Consider the following 19,061-nt stretch of genomic DNA (forward strand, 5'->3'; position numbering starts at 1 on the left):
GATCATTATTTTTCCAACTATGAAAAGATTTGACCAATCTTGAAATAGTCATTTTATAAAAAACTCTTTTAGCGGATTAAAATTCCCACACCCGAAGCATCATCATTACATTCACCGCTGTTAACAATTTTTTTAGACAATTCGTGAATACTCCAAAAATCCAGCTCATGATCCATAGGCTGGACGATTCTCTCAAACAATCCATCTGTTAAAAATAGAAAGCTTTCACCTGATGTAAAATGATAGCTTCCCTGATCATAGACCTCATCTTCATTAATACCTAAGAAAAGTCCGGGGGTTTTTATAATGTGTGGTCCTTGCTCTTTTAAGATGATAAAATGATTAATTCCTCCCGCTGCATAGGTGAGAGTATTGCACATGAAATCAAACTCAAATAAAAATACACCAGCGAATTGTCCCCCTTTAAAAAAGGGCATTACTTCTTTATTTATCCATGCCAGCCTATCATTTATTGTAATGTTCTTCTTAATCGCTTTTAAAAAAAGATATTTTAGGATACTCGTTTGCAGTGCAGCTGCAACACCATGTCCCATAACATCAATCATAATGCCAAACAGCAATTGGGATTTTTCTTCATAAACAAAATCATACAAATCCCCGCTAACATAATGATGGGGCTGATAAACCGACCGGATACGAAATAATTCATTTTCTAAATCTCGCGGCAGCATTCTATGCTGCACTTGACCAGCAATTTGAATTTCTTCCCGCATTTTTCCATCAAAAGTAAGGTTTCTTATAACAGCAGCAAAAACAGGAGTTCCATGTAACGTCATATAACGTGCACTTACTTCTACTTTAAAAATAGTTCCATCTTTTTTAATATGGTTGGTAGTAAAAATATACCCCTCTTTATGCGTCTTAGCTAACTCCATATTTTCTCGCAATGTTCTCATTGAACTGTTTGCTATATCATCCGCAAACAAGGTCAAAAATTCTTCTTCGGTATATTGATACAACGTCAGTGCCTTTTGATTTATAAATAATATTTTTCCATCTTCAAAATCAATTAATAGCAGTGCATCATTGATCATGTTAAACAGATCAAAACGCTGGCAATAATCACACATGCCGCTAAAAATCCCTTGTGAAACACTCATTTACCTAACTCCTTACTATGCTTGCATCGTAAATACCTTGTTTAATCTTGTTAATTCAAATAATTCCTTTACAACGCCTTTGGCACCTGTCAAAGTTACATGCCCTTCTTTGGGCAGCACCTTCTTTTGTATGGCGACAAGTACACCAAGGCCTGAACTATCAATATAATCTACATTGTGCAGTTTAATGATAAATTGTTTATATCCAGATTCAATAAGACCCATTAGCTTTTCTCGTAATACAGCAGCATCTTCCACATACATACTTCCTGCTAAGGTTACAATAACTTCTTTTTCACTAATATTCGTAGTAATCTCCAATTGTGTATCCCCTCTCCATGTTGAATTTCCTCATCCTATAAACTGGTACAAGTTCTAAAAGGTTTACAATAAGCAGGATTAATTTTTTTTACTAAGGTAATCTCATTGCCTTTGGTATTCCAGCAGCAAGAATCTACATAAAGACCTATTAAATCAAGACCTCGCCCATTTTCATCCCATAATTCCATGCCGGCAGATTCTTTTGTATTTACAAAGCCCTCGCCTTCATCGCGAATAATAATTTGTACATCTTCTGGTGATCTTTCGATAATAAGCTGTACTTTTTTAGTATTATCTTCCTTATTACCATGAAAAATTGCATTATTAACCCCTTCATTGATGGCAATAAACAGACGAAGGGCATCCTCTTCACACGTTTGAACCAATTCTCTTTTTATTGAATCCCGCAGAATCGCAAATTCTGCAAGTGAGGAAAAAGAGTACATTACTTTTACCTCCCCATTCTTGATAAATTATCACTTTTATTAAAAACTTACTAACAACTTATCTATTTCTCTGATGTTTTGATAAAATTCGCCATTTATTTTTCAAATACCTTCCATAATTTATTAATTAATTAATAAAAAACAAAGGATTTTAGCTTAAAACGCCAAGATAGTTTTTTATTAATCCGGGAATTGTTCACAAATTTGCAAGATTTCATCCAATTTATTCATAAAAAGATCCACTAGTTTAGGATCAAAATGAGCTCCCCGCTCTTTGGAAATATAACGTAATATCTCATCTAATGGCCAAGCCTTTTTATAAATACGCTCACTCCCCAAGGCATCAAAAACATCTGCTAATGCAACAATTCTACCATAAATATGTATTTCTTCCCCTGCCAATCCTTGTGGATATCCGCTGCCATCATATCGCTCATGATGTTCATGAGCGATAAGGGCTCCACTTTTTAATATGGAACGCTTTGATCTTTTTAACATTTCATAGCCCACAGGAGAATGTCTTTTCATAATAGTAAATTCCTCAGGAGTCAGTTTACCTGGTTTATTTAAAATCGCATCTGGAATTGCCAATTTACCGACATCATGGATCGGAGCAGCTAATCGTAAATTTTCTGTTTCTTCGGGAGAAAGACCATAAGCTAATGCTAATAATTTTGCAATTTCAGCAACCCTTTTCACGTGATATCCTGTTTCCTGAGAGCGTGCTTCAGCAATCTCTCCTAATGTAAAGAGAATTTCCTTTTGTGCATCTTCTACCTCTTCATTTAAATAAATATTATCGAAAGCGATTGATACATTGGTGCAAAAAACCTCAATTAAATCCTTATCCCAGATACTTAAAGAAGCGACACCATCTAAGTAAATTACATTTTCTGAGCCTTGTTTACTACAAAAGTAAATTATAAAACGATCAGGAAAGTACAGACTTTTCTTTTGCTGAAAAGTTGCTTCAATATCTTGTCCAACTTTCGTCTCTATATCTTTCTGCAGCTTAGTACCAATCAATTTTTCATAGGTACCAGTTGCCGCCAGTATACAAAAATCATCTATTCCTTCTTTTGTTGCGGCAAAGGCGGATGCATGGCAATACAATGCATTAGGATTCAGGTGTAGAATCGCCACCAGTTGTGATAATACCGCGGAAGCAAATTTTGTCATCGATTGAAGCTGAAAAATAGTAGCTGATGAATCAATGATTTGCTTTAAACTGCGGCGATTCATATCAATAATACTCAAATCCCGAAAAGAACGCAGGGTTGTTACTAAGGTAGTATGCAGCTTTTGCGATGTTAGTTCTGTTTTTTCCTTATAATCATTAATATCATATTCTACCACCACATCATGTTCCGGAGCCTGACCAGGCTGACCAGTCCGCAGAATGATCCTAACTAAATGATTCTGTAATTCATTGCGAATATAGCGAGCCAACTGCAAGCCTGAATTTTCTTCTTCCATGACCACGTCCAGCAATATCACAGCTACATCCGGATTCTCTATTAATAAATTTCGCCCTTCACTTGCTGAATAAGCACTGATAAACTCTATCGCCTTAGCCCCCACTCCTACTGGCGTATTAATTTCATGGGCAATTCCGGCAACTAAGCTGCCAAGAGAAGCCATCTTCTCCGCATGCACTAGCTGCGCCTGGGTTTGTTGCAAATTCTCTACAGTAAACTGTAACTGTTTATTTACAGTTTGTAACTCTTCGTTCATAGCGAGCAAAGCTTCCGTTCTGCGTTCCACTTTAATCTCTAGCTGCTCATGGACTTGACGCAGCGCTTCCTCAGCTATCTTACGCTGTGTGATGTCACTGATCGAGCCAACAACCCGCAATGGCACACACTGTTCATCCCAGACTGCTTGCCCGCTAACAAATGCCCATTTAAAGCTATAATCCTTGCAGCAAAAACGATATTCCCCACGAAAAAAGTCTGCTTTTTTCGCAAGATAATCCTGCAGAAATTGCTCAATCTTTTCAGAATCATTTGGATGGATTCGTTTGCGCCATTCCTCCATACTCTTAAATACTTCTACATCATCATACCCAAACATTTGCATTACTCTGGCGGAGAAGAAAGTTTGGTCGGTTTTTATATCCCAATCCCAAATCCCCTCATTATTCCCCTGCAATGCCAGCTGCCAGCGCTCTTCGCTGACCATCAACTCTTTGTTTGTTTTCTGTATTACATCCATATTATTTTGAATCGTTTGTGACATCGTATTGAAAGTTGTACAAAGTTCTTGCAATTCTTGAGGAGCAGAGCGAATTACCTCTTCACTGATTTTTGCAGAAGCAAAATTCCCCTCATTAATACTCGTAAAATGCCTTGTTACCGTAGTAATCGAACGAAATAACTTATTGAAAATCAAGAGAGAAACAAAAGAAAGCAACAAAAATATAATACAGAAGGTGACTATACCATATTTAATACTATCATAGAAACCTTGTAATACTTCTTTTTGTGTAATAGTAACAGCAATGCCCCAGCCTGGAGTTTTTACACGATTAGTGGCAACCATTACTGCCTCTCCATTATCTCTAGTAAACTGCCTTATACTACGTAAATCTTTTTTAAATAAATCAGTAAGCTCACTTGGAATATAGGAAATATGCCCCGCAGTTTCACTATGTTGCGGTACAATTACTTTTCCATCAGAAGTGAAAACAAGTGTTTGACCCGTTTGACCAATCTTTGCATCTTCACTCATATCCTCTAATACATCCAACTTAATATTTTGCAATAATACGTCTGTTAACTCCCCACTCTCTTTTATGATCGGCTGGGTAATGACAATAACAGGTTTCCCAGTCGTAGGGCTAATCAATATCTTACTAATTTGGGAAGTTCTCGATGTAATAGTATCTTGGAAATAATTGTAACCCGCCATGCTTTTTCCAATTGCACTGGGATTATGAGGATAGATATTAGTGATTTCCCCATTTGGCTTTGCTACAATAAGATCATCAAAAGCATTTAGTTCATTATGCATATTTCCCAAAAGTTTTTGCATTTCTTTCTGACTTGCATTTTGAACAAAATATTCACTTACAAAAAGGTGACCGCCTTGTTTTATAAGAGTAAACCACATTTCCACTTGGTTACTAAATTGCGTAGCCTGATTTTGTAGAATTCCTTGCATACTTTCTTTCTCTTGGATGTAAGCAGTATACATCTGCACACCAGTAACGAGTGAAGTCATCAGGAATAATGCTACCACCATTACTAAAAGTAGCTGAGAACGAATCTTCATGCTATGTATCCTCCTCTCCACGATCGGCTCCCTTAAGGCTGTATATCGTCCTTGACAATCTTTCCATTTCGAATCGTCAAGATCATCATTTTTCTTTTCACATCATGATGCTGATCAAAAGTAATACGCCCTGTAACACCGGGATAATTTTCCACCTTACTAAGATAATCATAAATCCCCTCACGGCTAGCACCATTCTTTTTCATCGCCTGAATCAACAATTGAGCTGAATCGTAAGCCAAGGCTGCGTAACTGTCAGGTTCTTTATGATATCGATCCTGAAAACACTTTGTGAATTCTTCAGATCCATTTTCCTGTATACCATTATAAAAAAACCATTAAAACGGACGCCTTCCACCGCTTCTTTACCTAGCAAAACAAATTCTTCTGAGCTAATTCCATCTGTACCGATGATGGGAAGGTCTATCCCGATCCCTCTCGCTTGACGAGCAACGAATGCTGCTTCCGAAGAATATCCCGCTATAAAAATCCCATCGGGTTTTGAATACTTTATTTTATACAGTTCAGAGGTAAAGTCAGTAGTTCGTCCTTCAGAAAAAATTTCAATCGCTGTAATTTCACCGCCAATGCGCTGCATTTTCTCACGAAAATAGTCTTTCATTCCCTTACCGTAATCATTATTGACGTAAATAATCGCCATTTTTTTTAAGCCTAGCTGATAAAAAGAATATTCTCCCAGTCCTTCTGCTTCTGCCTTATCCGTTGGTATGACCCTAAACACATAGGGTGTTGTACCATCTGTTATCGTTTTATTTACCGAATCCGTAATTACAGGAATCCCTGCACCATTATATACGTTTCTAGCACCATAGTACTAGCACTATTCCAGTGACCAAGCACTGCTACTACAGCTTGGTTTGTTGCTATTTTTTCTGCCAAATTATGAGCTTCTTTTGGTGAACTGGCATCATCCCCCGCCAATAACTTAATATTTCTGCCTTGAATGCCGCCAGCTGCATTTGCTTCTTCTAAGGCTAATTGAATGGCTTTTACTTTCATGCTGCCAAACTCTTTAGAGTTGCCGGTCATAGGATTGGCACTGGCAATGATAATGTCATCCGTCTTACTCTGCTGCCCAATCGTATTACTGCTACACCCGCTGCCAAGCAAAACAAACCCTATAATAAAAATACTAACAATCAGTTTGCTGCCCATGACAATTAACTCCTTTCCTATCCATTAGTCACTGCCAATAAATTACACGATTACAAAAATATATATGATTTGGTTCCACAAGGATCTTCCTAATTCCTTGCTAAATTTGTCAATTTTTTGTTTATTATTAGAAAAGACTTGTTCTTTAAGCCATTATACTTCTACTCTATTTCTCATGTCACAAATCACCATCTTACATGCTACACTAAAAACAACTTGGAATACCACAGAATAGAGTAAAGCTCATATCCCCGTTTGAGATATGAGCTTTACTCTATTTCCTTATTTCTTTACTTTTATCCCCAACTCCATGCTCCTTTTTATGATGTGACATAATCGTTCTGCTGCTGCTTCTATCAATTCAGGAGCATTTGTCATGCAATCAGCTAAATTCAGGGGTGAAGGGATAATGCTCATTAAGCCACTAATGCCACAAGAATATACTTCTTCATATCCCTTACCTAAACTACCGGATAAACAAAAAGTAGGAACATCGTGCGCTTTAGCAATGCGCGCTACACCTACTGGAGCTTTCCCGCAAGCAGTTTGAAAATCAGTACAACCTTCACCAGTTATGATAACATCAGCTTCTCTGGCAATATCAGAAAAGCGTACCGCCTCAAGTATAATCTCAACACCAGGCAAAAGCTTCGCATTGGTAAAAAGCAGTAAGCCGGCTCCAAGACCGCCGGCAGCTCCTGCCCCTGGATATTCCGTCACATCTTTTCCTGTAACTTGCTTAGCAATCGCAGCAAATCTTGCTAATGCCGCGTCTAATTCAGCAATCATTTCTATTGTAGCACCTTTTTGTGGGCCATAAACAGCCGATGCTCCCCGGGGTCCGCATAAAGGGTTATCAACATCACAGGCTACGACTACCGTGGTTTCCGCTAACCGTGCATCCATTTGACTGACATCAATCTTTGTTAACTGCTGTAATGCCGCTCCTCCACTAGGCAAGGAGTTGCCAACAGTATCTAGAAATTTTGCTCCTAAAGCACAAGCCATTCCCATTCCACCATCATTCGTTGCACTGCCGCCTATTCCAATGATTAATTTGCGAATTCCTCGATCAAGAGCCGCCTTTATTAATTCACCTGTACCATAAGTAGTAGTGATGCAAGGATTGCGTTTGTCCTGGGGTACCAAAGGCAAACCTGACGCAGCTGCCATCTCAATGACAGCGGTTTCCCCATCGCCAAGTATCCCCCAATGAGCCCTTAGTGGATTTCCTAATGGTCCAAGTACAGTTTCTGTAATGATTTGTCCACCAGTAGCTACAACAAGAGCTTCAATTGTACCTTCTCCTCCATCCGCTATTGGTACTTTAATTACCTCGGCATCTGAGAAAACGGATAATATCCCTGCCTCCATAGCATTTGCTACAGCTACAGCTGACGCGCTTCCTTTAAATGAATCGGGGGCCACAACAATACGCATATCCATCACATCCTTTATCAATCTAAGTATCTTTGATACTGCATGTAAATGAGAGTATGAAATCATTCTCATACTCTCATTTTTATTACTTTATTTTATCATCTTACCAATTATTAATCTATGTTTACTGTTATCTCTACTGAAATAAACATTCTACACAGCAAATGTATTTTATATAACAAGCACGCTTACTTATTCACAATATTCACTGGTGTATTTGCCAAGAATTTTGCCAGATTATCTACAGCAATATCCATTAGTCTCGATCTGGATTCTTTTGGTGCCCAAGCAATATGAGGCGTAATAATGCAGTTTTTTGCCGTGAGTAATGGATTATCCGCTTTAATCGGCTCGGAGGAAACAACATCCAATGCCGCTCCATATAATTTGCCGCTATTTAACGCTTCTGCCAAATCTTCTTCCACAATCAAAGGACCTCGAGAGGTATTGATAATGATAACCCCATCTTTCATTTTGGCAATATTATTCTTGTTTACAATGCCCTTGGTGCTGTCAAATAACGGACAATGCAGGGATATCACATCGGAGTTTGCTAATAGTTCATCAAGACCTACATACTGTAGGGTATCGCTTTTTAGCTCTTCAATTTCATAGGAGTCAAAAGCTAATACTTTCATTCCCAAAGCTTGAGCAATCTTAGCGGTTGCTTGACCAATTCTGCCGAATCCGATAATACCTAAGGTTTTACCAGCAAGTTCGATGAGAGGATAGTTCCAATAGCACCAGTCTTGACAATTGGTCCAGTCACCTTTTAGTACACTTCGGCTATGTTCTCCAATATGGTGGCATACTTCCAGTAAGAGTGCAATGGTAATTTGGGATACGGCAGTGGTGCCATAGGTTGGAATGTTGGCTACCGGTATGCCTTTGGTTTTGGCAATTTCCACATCTACCACATTGTAACCCGTTGCCAATACACCAATAAATTTGATGTTCGGGCAGGCAGAAAATACTTCTTGATCGATAACGGTTTTGTTGGTAAAAACAATCTGAGCGTCCCCAATTCTTTCAATGGTTTTTTCGGCTGGCGTTCTGTCATATACCACCACATCACCTAGTGCTTTTAGACCATCCCAGCTTAAGTCACCAGGATTTAGGGTATAGCCATCTAATACAACGATTTTCATAATAGTTTTTCCTCCATTTTTTTTATAGTTTAGCCCAGGCTAGGTTTAAAGCGCGTTTTGCATTGGCAACTACCAGATCTGGGTCTTCATCTCCCCAGGGTTTTACTTCAAAGTAAGTCTCCATAGCCTTCCATGGATGGATCTTCAACTACGCAATTGGCTATGTGAGCGTGAACAATATAGTCTTTAATGGGCAGTATGGCTTCTTCAACGGTTTCATGTAATTGGACAATATGACTTAGATCTACCATGAGACCAAAGTTATCATATTCGACTCGAATCTCTTGGGCAAAACGTTTGGCAAGAGCAGCAGGACCGATTAAGGATTTCTTGTCAAAGTCATAGTCAAATACTTCGAGGATAATTTTTAGATTTCCTTTCGATTTGGCATAGGCACATAGTTCTTTGGTTGATTTTACGAGGGCAGCAAAGGCTTCTTCTTTTTTGGCTTCTTCATATTTTCCCGAAAGAAAGGCACAACCTACAGCGCCTAATTCATAGGCTTCGTCCACACCGTCTTTTAGGGAGCCAGGGCTTCAAGGCGTACTTTTTCATCCAGGGAGTTAATGTTTAAGCCCTGTTGTCAGATGCCTTGGCTGGCAGCCATAACCCACCGTTAAGCCAGCGGTTTTGACGGCTTCTGCCACTTGTTTGCGGGTGTCTTTGTCTTTTATCCAAGTCAGTTCAATGGCATCAAAATAATCATCGTTGGCAATCTTTTTGGTGGCTTCGAGTATTGGACCTTCTCCTTTTATGGTGGACGATAGGCCATAAAATTTACAATTCCGACTTGCATGTATTTTTTCATGGATTCAATCATTTGTAAATACCTCCATTTTTTATTTGAGTAATCCCATATTTGCCAAAATATTTTTCAACTTAGTCATATTGACCTCGGAGCAACTGGTATTTGGCTTAATCGGTTCACCAGCCTGAAAACCAATGAGATTCATTGCATCTTTGGTTACCACTGGCCAACTGCCAAGTCCCATAGCTACCCGCAGTGGAGCAAGCTTATATTGAGCTTCCAGTGATCCTTGTATATCACCAGCCATAAATGTATCGTAAATTTGCACCACTAACTTTGGAGCAATGTTGGCAGTAGCAGCAACGCATCCTACACCACCATAAACTAAGCCATTTCAGGACCATTTGCTCCCGTTCTAATCATTTTAGGTCCTTCAAAGACAAGGGTGTTTGCAACAGCGCGAGCGAAAGTCTCAAAATATTTTCTCTGGGACCACTACAATGCACATGATACCCTACTTGTCAGATATCAAGAACTTAACAATTATTACCAATAATTTACATGTAATATTAAAAGCTCTCCCTTATCAAAACTTAAATGTGATTTCTACAGGGGGAACACTATTTAGGCGAACGAATTCTTTTGTTGATTCAGGAGCAGTAAGCTCCTTGAAAAAATACAATATCTCTAAAGCCTTTTTAGCCACAACCGGGATCTCAATTGCAAAAGGAATAACCAATTCCTCATCTCTTGAGTATGATATAAAAAAATATATCGTAGAACACTGCGATAAAAAAATACTATTGGCAGATGATACGAAGCTCGGTAAAGTATCATTAATAACATATTACGACTTAAAAGATATACAAGTATTTGTAACCAATCAAAAACCAGATGATGAATATACTGACTTCTTTAGCAACAACCATATTACATTGATTGCTCCTTAGGGAATTGACTTGCATGAATGGGAATAGAACCAATAAAGAAACTGCCAGGGAATAAAATCCCTGGCAGTTTCTTTATTGGTTCTTATTAAGGTTTTACAGTTTCTTTATACACTTGTTTACCATTTTTCATTTCAATAATTACAGCGCTTTTTATTGCATCATGGGTATCATTTAATGTTAAGGAACCAGTTACACCTTGGAAATCTTTTGTATTGGCAAGTGCTTCACGAATTTTTTCAGAATCCGTGCTGTTAGCCCGTTTAATGGCATCTACTAAAGCATAAGCTGCATCATAACCTAGGACAGCCATTGCATCTGGCACTTGACCATATTCTTTTTGGAAAGCATCAAGGAATGCTTTTGATTTAGGACTGTTATCTTCTACAGAATAGTGATTCGTAAAGTACGTATTATTAAGAGCATCTGGTCCACCGATTTCAGCCAGTTTAGGAGAATCCCAGCCATCGCCGCCAACAAATGGTGCGGTGATACCAATTTCACGAGCCTGTTTTATGATCTTTCCTACTTCGCCGTAATAGCCAGGCACATAAATTACATCTGGGTTAGTAGCTTTAATTTTTGTTAACAGTGTTTTGAAATCCTGGTCATTTTGTAAATAAGCTTCTTCGATAGCTATGCTACCGCCGCCCTTAGTAAAAGCATCTTTAAAGAATTTAGATAAGCCTTTGCTATAATCGCTAGAGTTATCAATCATGACAGCAGCATTTTTAGCTTTAAGAGAGTTCAATACGAAATTTGCTCCTACAGTACCTTGAAAAGGATCAATAAAACATACGCGGAAGGTATAGTTTTTAACTTTTCCAGTATTCTCATCTAAGGTTACTTTAGGATTCGTTGTTGCAGCGGCGACAAATGGGATTTTATTCGCTTCAGCAACGGTTGAACCTGCGATACCGTTAGAGCTGGTAGTAAAACCAGTAACAGCAATTACTTTATCTTGAGAAATAACTTTTGTCATTGCATTAGAGGATTCAGATGGTTCACCTTTGTTATCGGCAACTGCGATTTGGATTTGTTTGCCCAAAACGCCACCATTAGCATTAATTTCTTTAAATGCTAGCTTAGCGCCATTGGCAGCAGCTGTACCAAAGGATGCAGTATTTCCTGTCAATTCATATACAACACCAATTTTAATATCTTTGCTAGCGCTTCCACCACAGCCAGCTACCAATCCAGCAACCAATATGACAACAGTGAATAAAGATAACCATTTAGCATTCATTTTTCTAAACACAATAATCCCCCTTATTAATTATATTATTTCGAAGTTTTCTACACCTTACCGTCTTCCCTACCACCCCCACCAAAATATCGAAAAAGGTGCTTCAAACAGAAGAGAATACTCTCTGTTTAAAGCACCTTTGCTTTAATCTTATATTTGTTTTTTATTATACCGTGCGTTCTCCGACTTGACAAGTGTTTTTTTCAAAAAAACATTTTATATTTTTTTGAACATTTATAGTATATTTTCTTTCTTTGTATTGTGAAATCAGTAACGATCTTTACCTCACATTACAAATTGCTACAACGGTATATGACCTTTAATTTATAGTTTTTCACAAATTGATTTTGCCTGTAAAAACAATAATAAATAATCAGCACCACCAGCTTTAGAATCGGTACCAGATAAGTTAAAACCGCCAAAAGGATGAACACCGACTAAAGCACCTGTGCACTTACGGTTAAAATATAGATTGCCTACATGAAATTCGCGGCGAGCCTTTTCTAGTTTAGCACGGCTCTTTGAATACACAGCACCAGTGAGACCATATTCAGTGCCATTGGCAATAGCAAGAGCATGGTCAAAGTCATCAGCAGGGATTACCGCAAGCACAGGTCCAAATATCTCTTCCTGGGAAATACGGGCCTCGGGAGAAATCCCTGAAAATACAGTTGGCTCAATAAAGTAGCCTTGTTCACCAGCCGTAGATCCACCGCACTCTAGTTTCCCTTCTGTTTTGCCAATTTCGATATAGCTTAAAATCTTTTTATAAGAGTTTTCATCAATTACAGGACCAATATTACTTTCAGGGCTGCTGGCAGCACCAATCTTAAGAGCCTTCGTCTTTTCGACTACCTTTGCAAGTACTGCATCATATACGTCTCTCACGATAATAGCACGAGAGCAAGCAGAACATTTTTGTCCCTGGAAGCCAAAGGCAGATGCAACAATTCCAGCAGCTGCTTCTTCAAGATCAGCTTCACTGTCTACAACAATAGAATCTTTACCGCCCATTTCAGCTACGACTCTTTTAATCCATTTCTGCCCTGGAGACAAATCAGCAGCTAACTTATTAATGCGAAGTCCGACTTCTTTAGAACCTGTAAAATTGATAAAGCGCACTTGAGCGTGGGATACCAAATAATCGCCAATCGTTCCACCACTGCCTGGAAGATAATTTACAACACCAGCAGGTAAAGAGACTTCTTCCCACAACTGCATAAATTTAGCAGCAATTACAGGCGTTGAGCTTGCAGGCTTCATAATCACCGTATTGCCAGCTACAATAGCTGCTGCTGTCATCCCTGCTAAAATGGCTAAGGGAAAATTCCATGGCGGAATTACAACACCAACACCGAGAGGAATATAGGCACACTCATTTTGTTCTCCAGGATAAGGTGTTACTTCCATGCCTTTTGCATACTTATCCATTTGGCGAGCATAGTATTCCATAAAATCGATTGCTTCTGCAGTATCGGCATCCGCTTCCGCCCAAGTTTTCCCTGCCTCTTCCACTAACCAAGCAGAAAACTCAAATTTACGTCGGCGTAAAACAGCAGAAGCTTTAAACAAATACAAAGATCGTTCCGCGGGGTCTACATACTGCCATGAAGCAAAGGCTTTATTGGCTGCCTGCACCGCTTTTTCAGCTAAATCTATATTGGCCCGAGCAACGGTACCAACAATGTCAGATGTTTTGGAAGGATTGATCGACGTAATGCGCGCTTCTGTATCGACAGTTTCTCCGCCGATAATGAGTGGATAATGAGCAGCTTTCTCCAACTGTACCGCAGCCAATGCCTTCTCCATAGCAGCCTTGTTTTCTGGAAGACCAAAGTTAGTAAAAGGTTCATTTTTGTATTCTGTAATCATTTTAAATTCCTCACTTTCGTATTTTAAATGTAATGATATATATTGACTCACACAACGGATGGCTCTACAAATAACTCTCCGCGTTCAAACCGCCCAGCATCAAACATTTGGATAGGAAAGGCCGTAGGTTTTCCCACTACCATCTCTGCCATTAATTGACCTGTGATAGGCGAAATCATGAAACCATGACCACTAAAGCCTGCAGCAGTGAAGAAACGATTGAGAGCAGGACTGCTGCCTAATATCGGTGTGCGGTCAGGGCACATATCATATAATCCCGCCCATTGCCGAACTACATTTAGACCTGCTAAAGGCGGCAGGATTTCCACAAGTCGCTGCGCCATATCTCGTAAAAACTGCCAACTGGATTTTATATTATAGCTTTCCGGTTCATTTGGATGACCAATTCCCATAATAAAACTACCATGAGGACTTTGCTGACAATATAAATTATGATAAAAACTCATCACCATGGGTCCCATAGTAGGCTCCACTGGTTCTGTTACCAAAATTTCATGACGTTCTGGGAAAATAGGAAGCTCAACGCCGACCATACGTCCAACGGTTTTTGCATACCCTCCTGCCGCATTTACAACCGTATCTGTTTGAATATCTCCCCGGTTGGTACGGACCGAAATAATTTTACCATTCTTCGTTACAATGCCTTGCACCTCAGTATCGGTATAAATCTCAACATTTAAATTTTGGGCAGCTTGCCCGTAGGCTTCTGTTACTTTAAAGGGATTACAATGACCATCTTCTGCACAATAGGTAGCACCAAACATTCCTTTTGTATTTAGAAAAGGAACAATTTCCAAAGATTCCTCTGGCGTCACCCAGCGTGCAGGAATGTTAAGAGAATTTTGCAGTACCAAATTCTTTTTAAACTGCTCTGCCATTTTTTCCGAGTAAGCGGGCATTAAATAACCATTTTGGGTAAATTCAATATCTACATCCACATTCAGCAATTCTGGTAAATGGGAGAGCATCTTAACACTTTCACGAGACAAAAGACAATTAGTCTCTGTTCCCCACTGCATTCTCATACCTGCCCCACAGCGACCCGTGGCACCACTAGCTAAGTACTTCTTCTCTAATACGACTACTTTACCTGCACCTAATTTAGCTAAGTTATAGGCAGTGGAACAGCCGATAACACCACCACCAATTACCACAACATCTGCAGTCTTAATCATGCTTATCTCCTCCTAACAAAGAAGCCATCTTAATGGGAGAGGTAGAAGGACGAAACGTAGGCAAAGGAATCTGTGCGACAGGCTTTCCTGTGGCTTTGGCAATTTCATTCACAATAAGAGGAGCACAAGTTCTTCCTTGGCAAGGACCCATTCCAGAGCGGCAAGCTCTTTTTATTTCTTCCAGAGTATGTTTTCCCTGTGCAATCTGCTCTCTAATCTCTCCTAAGGTTATATCTTCACAACGACAGATAATAATATCATTATGATTCATGATCTTCCTCCTTTCTTAAGGCGAATGCTGCGTACCTCCATAGCTAATTCCCGAGGCACAGACAGCCAAATAATATTTGTTTTATTTGGTGATGTCTGTACTCGAATGACTTCTGAAGTGCCAATACATTGACCTTGTCGATTTAAAGCATCAACAACAGTCTTAGCCTCAGGCAAAGGAGAAAATTCATAGGGAATCTTAACTAAGGCCACATCTTTTCCATAAGTATAGTCAACAACAAAAATAGACAACCCAGGGCAGTGAGTCATACACACTCCACAGCCATTGCAAAGTTCTTCATTTAAAGAAGGACAGTCATTAATTTCTTTTACGGTAATGGCACCCCGCGGGCAAGCATCAGCACAAGGATTACAGGGAATTTGCTGCATACATTCAAATAAAGCGATTGGACCTTTCGCGAAACGCTCCTGTGACGGCATTTTATCCAACCTCCTCTAAAACAACTTTGCTAAGTCCCGTACAAATCTTCACACTTGCTGGACCAGAACGCAGGGCACTCAGTTGTGATTTTGCAGTCTGAAACTCTTTGGTAAACGAATCTTTTTTATGTCCTAAAACAGAAGCAACATATAAGCCTGCTAATTTTCCTTCTACCATAGCTGCTGAGGCTTCTTCGACTCCTGAAACATCACCAGCTACATAGATATTTTCATGGGATGTTTTCATATTGGCATCACGTAATGGTACATAACCGCCTAATTCTGCTGCGAACTTCATTTCACAGCCCGCTTGCCACAACAGTTCGGTCAGGGGACTTAATCCTACTGCCAAACATAGCCCATCTACAGCAATATATTGTTCACTTCCCTCAATCGGCTGCCATTGTTCATCTAGTTGGCAAATCGTAACACCTTCCAAACAGGAATCACCATGGGCTGATTGTATCGAATGAGATGTATAAATTGGTACACCATGACGTTGCAGCTTAGCAGCATGAACACGATAACCGCCAACTTGCGGCGCAGCTTCTACAATGCCTGCTACTTCAACACCCGCCTGCAGCAATTGATAAGCCACAATCACACCAATATTGCCAGCGCCAATCATGAGTATCCTTTTTGCTGGTATCACTCCGTGAACATTCATTAATGTTTGGACTGCACCTGCACCATAAATACCTGGTAAATCATTATTAGGAAAGGCCATTGTTTTTTCCGAAGCGCCCGTTGCAATAATAATTTTTTTAGGTCTGGCTGTACAAAAAGCACCTTCATAAGAAACCGTAACTACGCCATCTGGATAGATTCCTAGTACTACAGCATTCTTCCAAATGGTGATACCTGAAATATCCGAACTCTGGTTGATTAATTTTTCAGCTATATCCATTCCACGCTCACCGGCAAATTCTGCCTTCGAGCCAAAAAATTTATGAGTTTGTTTAATTAACTGACCGCCTAAGCGATCCGCCCGTTCAACAAGCAATACCTTTGCACCAGCCTCTGCAGCATGAATGGCAGCCATTAACCCAGCCGGGCCAGCTCCTATGACTAAGATTTCTGTCGTTATCATACGATCTTCCCCTTCCCTTCTTGGGTCTCAACTACCATGCCAGCGCGAAGAGGTTCCGTACAAACCCGTACATTAGGAATTTTATCTACTGTCATCAAACAAGATGAACAGTTTCCAATGGCACAGAAGAGACCACGAGGACGATGGCGACCATGACTATGACGCAATACCTTTACATCAGCCGCATGTAGTGCAGCAGCAATTGGCTCTCCCGCTATTCCCTCTATCGTTTGACCATTCAATGTGAAGGTCACCATATCTCGTTTTGGAAATGTCAGTATTGGATGGTTGACAATTCTCATAGTTAAACACCTCCTGCTCTATTCCTAATGCAATATTCGTGCCAACTATATATTTTTTATATTATAAATTTAGTAACAGCAGAAAAAACACTACTACAGCTTTTAACCGCAGAGGCGCAGAGAATACAGAGAAAACATAGATAAGGGTTAAAAATCCCCCTCTGTGTCCTCTGTGTTAATCATTTTAGCCCATTAATATAAAAAAAGTACCGACGTATTCTTTGCGGCACTTTTTTCTGTATCTATTTTAATAAATGACCTTTTATAACAACGTTTTCTATCTACCATTCGACGATAGCGTCAGTTTATTGACACTCCAATCCCAGCTTCTGCATTTTGTAATATAAGGTGCTGCGAGGGATACCGAGTTTCTTTGCTGCAGCTGCTTTATTAAAATGGTATTCCGCCAGAACCTTAGCAATCACTTCTTTTTCTAGGCTTATGGTTTTTTCCAACAAACTGCCTTCCATAGCGCAGGGATCTATACTTTCCATAGGAAAATCCATTTGGCAGAACGTAGCTGGCAGATTATCGATACCCAATTGGTCACTATCAGCCAAAATCACCAGCCGTTCTAATACATTGAATAACTCTCTAATATTGCCAGGCCATGGATATTGAATAAAAGATGCCATGAGTGCGGGATTCACTTTTGAGATTTTTTTATTATGAATTGTGCCATAATGCAAAATACCTTTATGAACTAATTCAGGTATATCATCTAACCTGTCACGCAATGAAGGCAGGGACACCGCCACTACATTTAAACGATAATATAGATCTTCTCGAAATTCACCGTTCTTAATCATTTCTTCTAAATTGCGGTGGGTAGCAGCAATAATACGAACATCAATATGAATCGCTTTGTTGCCGCCCACACGATAGAAACTCTTATCCTGTAGAACCCGCAATAGTTTTACCTGCATGTCTTTCGGCATATCTCCCAGCTCATCCAGTAAGAGAGTTCCTCCATTTGCTTGCTCTAATAACCCCACTTTTCCTTTGCGGTCAGCTCCCGTAAATGCTCCAGGCTGATAACCAAACAATTCACTTTCAAATAGATTAGGAGAAATCGCTCCACAGTTTATAGCAATAAAGGGACCAGCAAATTGACTGGCATCATGAATAGCACGGGCAAATAATTCTTTTCCTGTACCGCTTTCCCCACGCAGTAATACTGGAACCGCCGTTGCTGCAACACGTCTGGCAATACTAACCGCTTCGCGAATGGCAGTACTATGACCATAAACCGTCGAAAAGGAATCTGACTGGGAATGAATTTTATCAATTTCTTGCTTTAGGGTTTGTACTTCCTGATGAGTCTGGGATAGTTTTTGATTTAGCTGCACTACTTCTGTAATATCTCGTTCCGCACAAACTCCGCCGATCACCTGGCCAGCTAACTTTACAGGTCTTGCATTAATTAATACATGAGTATCAGGACAAGGAGTGTGGTACTGTTCATGCACGGTGCGTCGTTCTTTCATCACTTTGGTTAACATTAAATTGGAAAAATAACCTTCGATAGGACGCCCAATAATTTCATCAGCGGCAATTCCATATAAAAGTTCAGCATGATGATTCCACACTACCACCTTATCTGATTCATCAATAATACATACTGCCTCATTAACTGTATCTAATAGCGCTTCTAGCCTAGCCTGCTGCAACTCATATAAGGTTAAAAGCTGCTGAAAACTCTCTATTACTTTTTCTGATTGGTCTGCTTCAAGATAACTGCGAAATTCCTCAATCGGCAAGGGATACTGAGAATTCATAAAAGCATGCCTCCCTTATAATATAATAACGCTTCCTATCTTTGCTTTATGAACGATAACTATAGGCTTTGTTAAACGAAAAAAGACGCCCCATACAGGACTATAATTAGTCCCTGTACAAGCGTCTTTGCTTGTGTCAGTTAATTGACACTTTTTTATTTCATTATAGAGTAAGAAATTATAATAGGCAATACCTAATTTTTAACTCTTCATAATTTAACTTAGATAAATCTCATTACAGCCAAA

General features: G+C 39.5%; 17 protein-coding genes and 2 pseudogenes. 1 reads left to right on the top strand and 18 read right to left on the bottom strand.

Annotated elements, in window-relative coordinates; all coding sequences use genetic code 11:
• Positions 1 to 68: 68 nt before the first annotated feature.
• From LMF89_RS16405 to LMF89_RS16450, 10 genes and pseudogenes are all read right to left on the bottom strand, one after another.
• Positions 69 to 1,121 carry a SpoIIE family protein phosphatase gene (locus tag LMF89_RS16405; RefSeq protein ID WP_229536039.1) on the bottom strand — a complete coding sequence of 351 codons (1,053 nt, stop codon included), beginning with the start codon at positions 1,119 to 1,121 and terminating at the stop codon, positions 69 to 71.
• A 15-nt stretch (positions 1,122 to 1,136) separates the two neighbouring features.
• Complete coding sequence (locus tag LMF89_RS16410; protein WP_229536040.1) at positions 1,137 to 1,442, bottom strand: STAS domain-containing protein; 306 nt, start codon at positions 1,440 to 1,442, stop codon at positions 1,137 to 1,139.
• A gap of 35 nt (positions 1,443 to 1,477) precedes the next feature.
• Positions 1,478 to 1,888 carry an ATP-binding protein gene (locus LMF89_RS16415; RefSeq protein WP_229536041.1) on the bottom strand — a complete coding sequence of 137 codons (411 nt, stop codon included), beginning with the start codon at positions 1,886 to 1,888 and terminating at the stop codon, positions 1,478 to 1,480.
• Positions 1,889 to 2,068: 180 nt separating this feature from the next.
• Positions 2,069 to 5,161, bottom strand: a complete 3,093-nt coding sequence (locus LMF89_RS16420; protein ID WP_229536042.1) for a DUF3369 domain-containing protein — start codon at positions 5,159 to 5,161, stop codon at positions 2,069 to 2,071.
• Between the two features lie 32 nt (positions 5,162 to 5,193).
• Entirely contained in the window at positions 5,194 to 5,481 is a 288-nt protein-coding gene (locus LMF89_RS25875; protein ID WP_369412631.1) for an ABC transporter substrate-binding protein, read from the bottom strand.
• Positions 5,376 to 6,337 (bottom strand): annotated as a pseudogene (locus tag LMF89_RS26300) (ABC transporter substrate-binding protein). Before LMF89_RS26300 ends, LMF89_RS25875 begins: the two are co-directional and overlap by 106 nt.
• Before the next feature lie 282 nt (positions 6,338 to 6,619).
• Positions 6,620 to 7,777 (bottom strand): glycerate kinase, encoded by a 1,158-nt coding sequence (locus LMF89_RS16435; protein ID WP_229536044.1) that lies wholly within the window; start codon positions 7,775 to 7,777, stop codon positions 6,620 to 6,622.
• Between the two features lie 188 nt (positions 7,778 to 7,965).
• Positions 7,966 to 8,925, bottom strand: a complete 960-nt coding sequence (locus tag LMF89_RS16440; RefSeq protein WP_229536045.1) for a D-2-hydroxyacid dehydrogenase — start codon at positions 8,923 to 8,925, stop codon at positions 7,966 to 7,968.
• Between the two features lie 107 nt (positions 8,926 to 9,032).
• Positions 9,033 to 9,437, bottom strand: coding sequence for a sugar phosphate isomerase/epimerase family protein (locus LMF89_RS16445; protein WP_229536046.1), 405 nt, complete (start codon positions 9,435 to 9,437; stop codon positions 9,033 to 9,035).
• Between the two features lie 327 nt (positions 9,438 to 9,764).
• A pseudogene (locus LMF89_RS16450) lies at positions 9,765 to 10,049 on the bottom strand (dihydrodipicolinate synthase family protein); the annotation flags it as partial.
• Between the two features lie 73 nt (positions 10,050 to 10,122).
• Here LMF89_RS16450 and LMF89_RS16455 point away from each other — a divergent pair.
• Entirely contained in the window at positions 10,123 to 10,623 is a 501-nt protein-coding gene (locus LMF89_RS16455) for a DeoR/GlpR family DNA-binding transcription regulator (protein ID WP_255711441.1), read from the top strand.
• An 85-nt stretch (positions 10,624 to 10,708) separates the two neighbouring features.
• On the opposite strand, the gene LMF89_RS16460 is transcribed toward LMF89_RS16455, so the two are convergent.
• The 8 genes from LMF89_RS16460 to LMF89_RS16495 form a co-directional block, all read right to left on the bottom strand.
• Positions 10,709 to 11,878, bottom strand: coding sequence for an ABC transporter substrate-binding protein (locus LMF89_RS16460; RefSeq protein ID WP_229536049.1), 1,170 nt, complete (start codon positions 11,876 to 11,878; stop codon positions 10,709 to 10,711).
• A gap of 312 nt (positions 11,879 to 12,190) precedes the next feature.
• Positions 12,191 to 13,738, bottom strand: a complete 1,548-nt coding sequence (gene pruA, locus LMF89_RS16465) for an L-glutamate gamma-semialdehyde dehydrogenase (RefSeq protein ID WP_229536050.1) — start codon at positions 13,736 to 13,738, stop codon at positions 12,191 to 12,193.
• Between the two features lie 47 nt (positions 13,739 to 13,785).
• On the bottom strand, positions 13,786 to 14,934 hold the full coding sequence (locus tag LMF89_RS16470; protein WP_229536051.1) for an NAD(P)/FAD-dependent oxidoreductase: 1,149 nt from the start codon (positions 14,932 to 14,934) through the stop codon (positions 13,786 to 13,788).
• Positions 14,927 to 15,205 (bottom strand): (2Fe-2S)-binding protein, encoded by a 279-nt coding sequence (locus LMF89_RS16475; RefSeq protein WP_007956726.1) that lies wholly within the window; start codon positions 15,203 to 15,205, stop codon positions 14,927 to 14,929. Before LMF89_RS16475 ends, LMF89_RS16470 begins: the two co-directional genes overlap by 8 nt.
• Positions 15,202 to 15,645, bottom strand: a complete 444-nt coding sequence (locus LMF89_RS16480) for a 4Fe-4S binding protein (protein WP_007956727.1) — start codon at positions 15,643 to 15,645, stop codon at positions 15,202 to 15,204. Before LMF89_RS16480 ends, LMF89_RS16475 begins: the two co-directional genes overlap by 4 nt.
• A 1-nt stretch (position 15,646) precedes the next feature.
• The gene (locus LMF89_RS16485; RefSeq protein ID WP_229536052.1) at positions 15,647 to 16,735 is read right to left on the bottom strand and encodes an NAD(P)/FAD-dependent oxidoreductase; all 1,089 of its coding nucleotides are present in this window, start codon (positions 16,733 to 16,735) and stop codon (positions 15,647 to 15,649) included.
• Positions 16,732 to 17,037, bottom strand: coding sequence for a (2Fe-2S)-binding protein (locus LMF89_RS16490; RefSeq protein WP_007956732.1), 306 nt, complete (start codon positions 17,035 to 17,037; stop codon positions 16,732 to 16,734). The genes LMF89_RS16485 and LMF89_RS16490 overlap by 4 nt, the downstream gene beginning before the upstream one ends.
• 305 nt (positions 17,038 to 17,342) lie before the next feature.
• A complete protein-coding gene (locus tag LMF89_RS16495; protein ID WP_229536053.1) occupies positions 17,343 to 18,815 on the bottom strand; it encodes a sigma-54 interaction domain-containing protein in 1,473 nt (490 codons plus the stop codon).
• Between the last annotated feature and the right edge of the window lie 246 nt (positions 18,816 to 19,061).

Origin of the sequence: Pelosinus baikalensis (genome assembly GCF_020819555.1) — a bacterium.
Taxonomy (GTDB): Bacteria; Bacillota; Negativicutes; order DSM-13327; family DSM-13327; genus Pelosinus; species Pelosinus baikalensis.